1 protein-coding gene is annotated in these 225 nt (G+C 51.6%); it reads right to left on the bottom strand.

Annotation, left to right across the window (positions count from 1 at the left end):
- The coding region (locus E1189_RS24260; RefSeq protein WP_230459814.1) for a hypothetical protein at window positions 1-225 on the bottom strand (225 nt) is incomplete at both ends.

The following is a 225-nucleotide window of genomic DNA, read 5'->3' as shown; positions in this document are numbered from 1 at the left end:
ACAGCGCAGAAAGGATGCGGAAGAACAGCGTATCGGTCAGATCGCCTGGGAAAAAGAGAAAGCTGCCCGAGAGGATAGAATCCAGCAAAACGAACACTTTAAAGCGTATGTGGATGAGCAGCGGATAAAGACGCCGAGGAGAAGGAACAAAAAGCTCAGGCGCTGGCCACGGAGCGCATGGCTGTTTATCAAAACCAGCAAGAGCAAAAGGAACAGGACGAGCAG

Source organism: Parendozoicomonas verongulae (genome assembly GCF_009711465.1).
Lineage (GTDB): Bacteria > Pseudomonadota > Gammaproteobacteria > Pseudomonadales > Endozoicomonadaceae > Sansalvadorimonas > Sansalvadorimonas verongulae.
Note: the sequence above shows the minus strand (reverse complement) of the source record. Positions and strands in the feature narration are given on the sequence as shown.